This window comes from Luteimonas huabeiensis HB2 (assembly GCF_000559025.1).
GTDB lineage: Bacteria > Pseudomonadota > Gammaproteobacteria > Xanthomonadales > Xanthomonadaceae > Luteimonas > Luteimonas huabeiensis.
Genome location: NZ_JAAN01000047.1, coordinates 75,261 through 83,662 on the forward strand (window position 1 = coordinate 75,261; position 8,402 = coordinate 83,662).

8 protein-coding genes are annotated in these 8,402 nt (G+C 67.7%); all 8 read left to right on the forward strand.

Annotated features, from left to right (window positions below):
- Nucleotides 1-9 precede the first annotated feature (9 nt).
- Genes trbE through Z164_RS0118865 form a run of 8 tightly spaced genes read left to right on the forward strand, consistent with a single transcriptional unit; the run spans nt 10 to nt 8,089 of the window.
- A complete protein-coding gene (gene trbE / locus Z164_RS0118830) occupies nt 10-2,463 on the forward strand; it encodes a conjugal transfer protein TrbE (protein WP_008786755.1) in 2,454 nt (817 codons plus the stop codon).
- Nucleotides 2,460-3,185, forward strand: coding sequence for a P-type conjugative transfer protein TrbJ (trbJ, locus tag Z164_RS0118835; RefSeq protein WP_008786756.1), 726 nt, complete (start codon nt 2,460-2,462; stop codon nt 3,183-3,185). Before trbE ends, trbJ begins: the two co-directional genes overlap by 4 nt.
- A gap of 12 nt (nt 3,186-3,197) precedes the next feature.
- A complete protein-coding gene (locus tag Z164_RS0118840; protein ID WP_008786757.1) occupies nt 3,198-3,482 on the forward strand; it encodes a hypothetical protein in 285 nt (94 codons plus the stop codon).
- A complete protein-coding gene (trbL, locus tag Z164_RS0118845) occupies nt 3,479-4,849 on the forward strand; it encodes a P-type conjugative transfer protein TrbL (protein ID WP_021221531.1) in 1,371 nt (456 codons plus the stop codon). Before Z164_RS0118840 ends, trbL begins: the two co-directional genes overlap by 4 nt.
- Before the next feature lie 24 nt (nt 4,850-4,873).
- Complete coding sequence (gene trbF, locus Z164_RS0118850) at nt 4,874-5,578, forward strand: conjugal transfer protein TrbF (RefSeq protein ID WP_008786883.1); 705 nt, start codon at nt 4,874-4,876, stop codon at nt 5,576-5,578.
- The gene (trbG, locus tag Z164_RS0118855) at nt 5,575-6,573 is read left to right on the forward strand and encodes a P-type conjugative transfer protein TrbG (protein WP_008786882.1); all 999 of its coding nucleotides are present in this window, start codon (nt 5,575-5,577) and stop codon (nt 6,571-6,573) included. The genes trbF and trbG overlap by 4 nt, the downstream gene beginning before the upstream one ends.
- A gap of 2 nt (nt 6,574-6,575) precedes the next feature.
- Complete coding sequence (locus tag Z164_RS0118860) at nt 6,576-7,850, forward strand: TraB/TrbI/VirB10 family type IV secretion system protein (RefSeq protein WP_008786881.1); 1,275 nt, start codon at nt 6,576-6,578, stop codon at nt 7,848-7,850.
- Complete coding sequence (locus Z164_RS0118865; protein ID WP_008786880.1) at nt 7,847-8,089, forward strand: DUF2274 domain-containing protein; 243 nt, start codon at nt 7,847-7,849, stop codon at nt 8,087-8,089. Before Z164_RS0118860 ends, Z164_RS0118865 begins: the two co-directional genes overlap by 4 nt.
- Nucleotides 8,090-8,402 lie beyond the last annotated feature (313 nt).

Here is an 8,402-nt window from a genome sequence, read left to right on the forward strand (position 1 = left end):
GACGCCGCCATGCTGAACCTCGCCGAATACCGCCAGCGCCCGGCCTTGCTCGCCGATTGGCTGCCGTGGGCCGGGCTCGTCGCGCCGGGTGTCGTCTTGAACAAGGACGGCAGTTTCCAGCGCACGGCCCGGTTTCGCGGGCCTGACCTCGACAGTGCCACGCAAGGCGAGCTGATCGCCACGTCGGCCCGCTTGAACAATGCGCTGCGCCGGCTGGGATCGGGCTGGGCGCTGTTCATCGAGGCCGAACGCAGCGCCGCCGCGGACTACCCGCACTCAGAGTTTCCGGAGGCGCTGTCGTGGCTGGTGGACGAAGAACGCCGCTCGGCCTTCGAGGACACCGGCCATCACTTCGAGAGCGGCTATCACTTGACGCTGGTGTACCTGCCGCCTGAAGAATCGCGCGCTCGTGCCGCCAAGATGCTCTACGAGAACACGCCGACGAATGGCGTGGACTGGCGCGAGCGGCTGCAAGCCTTCGTCGCGGAAACGGATCGGGTCTTTGACCAGCTCGATGGCGTCATGCCGGAAATTGCCTGGCTCGATGACGCGCAGACCCTGACCTACCTGCACGCGACCATCTCGACGCGACGCTATCGCGTCGGTGTGCCCGAGGTGCCTTTCCACATCGACGCGCTGCTGGCCGACTCGCCGCTGGTTGGCGGCCTGGCCCCCATGCTGGGCGACCGGCACCTGCGCGTGGTGTCGGTGCGGGGCTTTCCGACCTCGACCTGGCCGGGGATTCTGGACGACCTCAACCGCCTCGGATTTGCGTATCGCTGGAGTACGCGCTTCCTCTGCATGGACAAATCCGAGGCGGAAAAAGACCTCGCCCGCCTGCGCCGCCAGTGGTTCGCCAAGCGCAAGAACGTCATCGCGCTGCTGCGCGAAACGATCTTCCAACAGGAGTCGCCGCTGGTGGACACGGATGCCTCGAACAAGGCGACCGATGCCGATGCCGCGTTGCAGGAGCTGGGCAGTGATCAAGTCGCCTTCGGCTACCTCACCGCCACGGTGACGGTGCTCGATGCCGACCCGGCCGCAGCCGACGAGAAGCTGCGCATGGTGGAGCGCGTCATCCAGGGCCGGGGCTTCGTGACCATCTCCGAAACGCTCAATGCCGTGGATGCGTGGCTGTCCTCGCTCCCCGGCAACGCCTATGCCAACGTGCGCCAGCCGATCGTCTCGACGCTGAACCTGGCGCACATGATGCCGGTGTCGGCCGTGTGGGCCGGCCCCGAGCGCAACGCGCATCTGGACGGCCCGCCTCTCATCGTGACGCGCACCGATGGCGCCACACCGTTTCGCTTGGTCACGCACGATGGCGACGTGGGCCACATGCTGGTGGCCGGCCCGACGGGCATGGGCAAGTCAGTGCTGCTCGCCACGCTGGCGATGCAGTTCCGCCGCTACCTCGGCTCGCGCATCTTCGCGTTCGATATGGGGCGTTCGATGCGCGCCACGATCCTCGGGCTTGGCGGCGAGCACTACGACTTGGGCACGGACGGCGAAATCGCCTTCCAGCCGCTCGCCCGCATTGACCGCGAAGGCTACCGCACCTGGGCCGCCGAATGGATCGAAGGCCGTTTGCTGCATGAAGGCGTAGCAGTCGGCCCGGACGAGAAAGCCGCCATCTGGTCGGCGCTGGGCAGCTTGGCCGGTGCGCCCGTCGAGCAGCGCACGATGACCGGCCTGTCGGTGCTGCTGCAATCGAACGCGCTGCGCCAGGCGCTCGCGCCCTATGTGCTGGGCGGCGCGCACGGCAAGCTGCTGGATGCCGACCACGACCGGCTGGGCATGGCGGACGTGCAGGGTTTCGAGATGGAGGAGCTGATGCACAGCAAGGCCGCCGTCATGGCCGTGCTGCATTACCTCTTTGCGCGCTTTGACGAACGCTTTGACGGTGCGCCCACGATGCTGATCCTCGATGAAGCGTGGCTGTTCCTGGATGACCCGGTGTTTGCCGCGCGCATCCGCCAGTGGCTCAAGACGCTGCGCAAGAAAAACGTGTCGGTGATCTTCGCCACGCAGTCGCTCGCGGACATTAAGGATTCGAGCATCGCGCCCGCAATCATCGAGAGCTGCGCAAGCCGCATCTTCCTGCCGAACCCGCAGGCGACCGAGCCGCAGATTCGCACGATCTACGAGGGCTTCGGGTTGAACTCGCGCCAGATCGAGATCGTCGCCACCGCGCAACCCAAGCGCGACTACTACTACCAATCCCGCCTCGGCAACCGCCTGTTCGACCTCGACCTGGGGGCGGCGACGCTGGCCTTCGCGGGCGCTTCCACGCCGCAAGACCAGCGCGACATAGACCGCGTGCTGCTGGACGCCGGCACGCCCGGCTTCGCGGGTGCCTGGCTGCGCCATCGCGGCCTCGATTGGGCGGCTGACCTGCTGCCCTCGTTCCCCGGCCTCGCGCCGGATTCCCTCGCTGACCAACCACAGGAGATCCTGCCATGAAGAAGCGCCTTGTCGCCGCTGCCATCGCGGCCATGCTTTGCACCGCCACTGCCCATGCGCAATGGGTCGTGATCGACCCCACCAACCTCGTGCAGAACACGATGACCGCGATCCGCACGCTGGAGCAGATCAACAACCAGATTCGCCAGCTCCAGAACGAAGCGCAAATGCTGATGAACCAGGCGCGCAACCTCGCCAGCCTTCCATCCAGCGTGGTCGGCCAGTTGCGCGCCAACCTGGCGACGACCGAGCGGCTGATCGCCCAGGCCCGAGGCTTGGCCTACGACGTGACGAATCTGGATCGGGAGTTTGCCCGCCTGTACCCGGAGCAGTACGCCGCCACCGTCAGCGGCGACCAGATGTACCGCGACGCCCAGGAGCGGTGGAAGAACACGCTGGGCGGCTTGCAGACCACCATGCAGATGCAGGCGCAGGTGTCGCAGAACCTGGGCGAAGACGAAAGCGTGCTGGCCGATCTGGTCGGCAAGAGCCAGTCGGCGCAAGGCGCGTTGCAGGCGATGCAGGCCATGAACCAGTTGCTCGCCTTGCAGGCCAAGCAGTCGATCCAGTCGCAGCGGCTCCAGATCACGCAAGACCGGGCCGCCTCGCTGGAACTGGCGCGGCAGGCGGCGGCCACCGAGCGCGCCCGCGAAGTGCGGCGGCGCTTCCTCGGGGAAGGCACGCCGTACACGCCGCAGTCCGTCAACTTCTACCGCGACTGACAGGAGGCCGCCATGCGATGCGTCCTCGTCCTTGGTGCCGTGCTGCTGGCCGCTTGCGGCGAGCAGCCGGCCGACAACCTCGCCGATGCCCTGGCCGCCGATCGCGTGCGGCTCAAGGCATTGCGCGCGCAATGCGCGGCCGACCGGCAGGCCACGGGCGAGGACGCTTGCCGCGCCGCCGCCGAAGCCTTCCGGCGGCGCTTCTTTTCCGGCGAGGCCGGGCCGGATGAATACCAGACGCTGGCCGACCTGCCGCCGATCCCGCCCAGCTTCGAGGAACCGGAGGGCACGCCATGAATGACGTGACCATCATCGACCAGTTCCTCAACACCTTCGCCACCTACATCGACTCGGGTTTCGGGCTGCTGCGCGGCGAAGTGGCGTTCCTCACGGCCACGCTGATCGTCATCGACATGACGATCGCCGGGCTGTATTGGGCCATGAGCCACGCCACCGGCCAAGGCGATGACGTGATCGCCAAGCTGCTGCGCAAGGTGCTCTACGTCGGTGCCTTCGCCTACATCCTCAACAACTTCAACTGGCTGGCCAGCATCGTGTTCCGCTCGTTCGCGGGGCTGGGCATCACCGCCACCGGCTCGGCCATCACGATGGAGAACTTCTTGCAGCCGGGCCGGCTCGCCAAGACCGGCATCGACGCCGGGGCGCCGATTCTGGAGCAGATCGGCGAGATGGCGGGCTTCCCCGAGGTGTTCGCCAATCTCGATCCCATCGTGGTGATGTTCCTCGCGTGGCTGGTCGTGGTGCTGTGCTTCTTCGTGCTGGCGATCCAGCTTTTCATCACGCTGATCGAGTTCAAGCTGACCACGCTCGCCGGGTTCGTGCTGGTGCCGTTCGCGCTGTGGAACAAGACCAGCTTTCTCGCCGAGAAGGTGCTGGGCAACGTCGTGGCCGCTGGCATCAAAGTGCTGGTGCTGGCTGTGATCGTCGGCATCGGCTCGGGCCTGTTCGCGCAGTTCCAAGTCCACCCCGCCGAGCCGAACATCGACCACGCGCTGGTCATCATGCTGGCCTCGCTCACCTTGCTCGCGCTCGGGATCTTCGGCCCCGGCATCGCCACGGGCCTTGTGTCCGGCGCGCCCCAGCTCGGCGCGGGCGCGATGGCCGGTGCCGCCGTCGGCGCGGCCGGAACGGCAGTGGCTGTCGGTGCTGCCGCGACGGGCGTGGGCGGCGCGGTGGCCGCTGGCGCGCGCATGGCCCCGGCTGCCGCCAAGCTGGCCGGCAGCGGCGCGCGTGCCGCCACGTCGGCGGCTGGCAGCGCGAAGTCGGCGTTCCAGGCGGGTTCCGCTGCCGCCGGCGGCGGTGCCAAAGGCGCGATGGCGGGCTTGGGCAACGTCGCCAAGACCGGCGCGCAGTCTGCCGGACGCGCTGCCGCATCCCGCGCTTCCGCTGCCGGGCAGCGCATGGCCGCACCGTTCCGCGCGGGCTGGAACGGCGACGCTGGCGCGTCAGCCGGCCAGGCCGCCACCAGCGAAGCGCCGGCAGGCGCTGCCGCTGCACAGGCGCCCGAGCAGCCCGCTTGGGCCAAGCGGCTGCATCGCCGCCAGCAGCTCACCCACGCCGCGACCACCGCTGCCCACGCGCTGCGCGGTGGCGACGGCGGCGGCTCCGGGCAAGGCCCGAGCCTGCGCGGCTCCGACGACTGACGCGATTCACAAGGAGAACTGACCATGCGATTCAAGAAACCGCAGGTGCGCTACGCCGACACGCCGCAGCCTGCCACGCCGTACCAAACCGCCGGCCAGGTGTGGGACGACCGTATCGGCTCGGCCCGCGTCCAGGCCAAGAACTGGCGATTCATGGCCTTCGGCTGCCTCACGCTCGCGCTGCTGATGGCCGGCGGACTGGTGTGGCGCTCGGCGCAATCCATCGTCACGCCCTACGTCGTGGAGGTGGACAACGCGGGCCAGGTGCGCGCCGTGGGCGAAGCCGCCACGCCGTACCGGCCCAACGATGCGCAGACGGCGCACCACATCGCGCGCTTCGTGACGCTGGTGCGCTCGCTGTCCATCGACCCCATCGTCGTCCGCCAGAACTGGCTGGACGCCTACGACTACACGACCGACAAAGGCGCGGCCGTGCTCAACGACTACGCGCGGGTCAACGACCCGTTCGCGCGCATCGGAAAGGAGTCGGTGACGGTGCAGATCACCAGCGTCGTGCGTGCCAGCGACACGTCTTTCAACGTGCGCTGGACGGAACGCCGCTACGTCAACGGCGCTGCGGCGGGCCTGGAACGGTGGACGGCCGTGGTGTCCATCGTGCTCCAGCCGCCGCGCACCGAAGAACGCCTGCGCAAGAACCCGCTGGGCATCTACGTCAACGGCCTTTCCTGGAGCCGCGAGCTGGATTCTTCCGAAGGAGCAAAACCATGAACCTGTCTTTCCGCTTTTACGCTTTGCCGTTGATGCTTGTTGCCCTGGCGGGCTGCGCCACGCAAGGCAAGCCGCCGCCGACCATCTCGCTCGATGAGCCGGTGCCGGTGCAGGCCCAGCCGATGCCGGAGCCGCCCGCGCCCGTGGAGGTTGTGGCCGTGCCCGAGGTGCTGCCGATGCCGGCGCAGTTGATGCCGGCACCCGAGGCCGAGGACGCCAAGCCCACGCCCGAGCCGGCCGACGAGAAGGTGCGCGTTTCACGCGCCAATGCCGAGGCGCGTGTCGCGCCCACGCGCGAGGGCTACGTCAACGCGATTCAGGTGTGGCCCTTCACCGATGGCGCGCTGTATCAGGTCTATGCGGCCGTGGGCCGGGTGACGATGGTTGCCTTGCAGCCGGGCGAGGAGCTGGTGACGGTGGCCGCCGGCGATACCGTGCGCTGGATCGTGGGCGACACGTCCAGCGGCAGCGGTGCCGACTTGCGCGTCAACGTGCTGGTCAAGCCGATCCGCTCGGGCCTCAAGACCAATCTGGTCATCATCACCAGCCGGAGGACGTACCTGCTGGAACTGACTTCCACGGAAAAGACGTGGATGGCGTCGGTGTCCTGGGAGTACCCGCGCGACCGGATGCTGGCCTTGCAGCGCCAGGCGCAAGCGGCCAGCGCCGCCGCGCCGGTGGATAGCGGCCTGTCGCTGGAGAACCTGCGCTTTCGCTACGCGATCGGCGGCAGCAATCCGTCGTGGAAGCCGCTGCGCGCTTTCGACGACGGGCAGAAGGTCTATATCCAGTTCCCCGCCGGCATCGCGCAAGGCGAACTGCCGCCGCTGTTCGTGATCGGGCCGGAAGGCGACGGGCAACTGGTGAACTACCGCTTCCGTTCGCCGTACTACATCGTGGATCGCCTGTTTGGCGCGGCAGAGTTGCGCCTGGGCGGTGACAAGGGCGACGTGGTGCGGATCGAGCGCACGGATGGCGTGGCACGGAGGAACTGACCATGAGCCAGGACGATACCCCCGACCTCGCCACGCGGCAGGCAGGCAAGGTCGCGCCCGAGGCGGTGGCGCTTCGCGCCCAGCCGCGTGCCGTGACCCGGTTGAACCGGCGCACGCTGGCCGTCCTCGTCGGCGGCCTGTCGGTCGCCGTGCTCGGGGCCACGATCTGGTCATTGCAACCGCACCGGCGCGGCGCGGGCGAGCAGACCGAGCTTTACAACGTCGATCGCGTCTCGAAGTCCGAAGGGCTGGACGGCCTGCCGTCCGACTACTCGAAGCTGCCGCCGAAGGTGCCCGAGCTGGGGCCGCCACTGCCGGGCGATCTTGGCCCGGCCATCGTGAACTCGCAGCAGTCCGCCGTGGCCGCTTACGCGGCCCCCGGCCACGATCCCAACGACGCCTTGCGCAAGGAGGCGGAAGCCGCAGCGGCTTCGTCGGTGTTTTTCCGCTCGGGCGGCCAGGGCCAGGCCGCCGCCACGGCCACGGTGGCGCCGCCGGGTGTGCCTGGTGCTGCCAACACGCTCGCGGCCTTCGACCCGCTCGCGGCTGGGCCGGCCTCGGCGGCGCCCCAGCCTGCCGATCCGACAGCTGTGCAAAACCGGCAAGACCAGAAAGAGGCGTTCCTGAAAGGCGGCTCTATGGAAACCCGCAATTCCGGAAACCTGAAAATGCCGGCCTCGCCGTATCAGGTCATGGCCGGAACGGTGATTGCGGGCGCGCTGGTGACGGGCATCAAGTCGGACTTGCCAGGCGACGTGATCGCCACGGTGACGGAGCCGGTCTATGACTCGGCCACGGGCAAGTTCCTGTTGATCCCGCAGGGGTCGCGCATCCTGGGTAAATACAACAGCCAGGTCAGCTACGGGCAGAGCCGCGTGCAGGTGGTGTGGAACCGGGTCATCCTGCCCGATACGTCCTCGCTGACGCTCGACAACCTTGTCGGCACCGATCCAGCCGGCTACGCCGGCCTGGAAGACGACGTGGACTGGCATTGGAATCGCATCGTCGCGGGCGCCGTGCTGACGACGCTGCTGGGCGTAGGCGCCGAGTTGGCCGCGCCAGAGAACCGCCAGGACGGCAACCGCATCGTCATCGCGGGGCGCGACAGCGCCCAGGACAGCATCAATCAGGTGGGTCAGGAGATCACCCGGCGCAACATGGACATCCAGCCGACGCTGACCATTAGGCCGGGCCTGCCGGTTCGCGTCATCGTGAACCGGGATCTGGTGCTGCGGCCGTGCCAGCCGCTGTTCTTCAACCGGGGAGCTTCCCAATGAACACGAAGAAACTGCGGCTAGGGCCGCTGCCCAAGACCGAGAGCGTCAAGCTGACCTTTGCCTGCCCGGCCAGCTTGAAAGCCGACCTCGACCGCTACGCCGCGCTGCACGCGCAGGCGTATGGCGAGGCCGTCGATGCCGAGAAGTTGATCCCGCACATGCTGGAGGCGTTCATGGCGGGGGATCGGGGATTCAGGAAGGGCACCACGACGCGGAGCGTGCCGTCCAAGCCGACGTGATGGCCCTCGAAGCCTGCCCAGCAACATCCATCGAACGCGCAGCCCAAGGCTGCGCGTTCTTCATTCTGGATGCCGCCAAGAGCCGCCTGGGCTATGATGACAAGACAAGCCCGCCGTCCCTCGGCAATCCAGCACGACACAGTGCGATGTGGCTTTCTCTCCCAACGCTCCTATGTGGCTCCTAGCCCACGAAGCCACACCGCGCCAAAGTGGCCGAGAAAAGAGCTAACCTACTGTCCCATATACGGTTTCAAGTCCTGCGTGATTTGCACAAAGGACTTGACACCAGAACTTTTTTGGGTGCGCCCGGCAG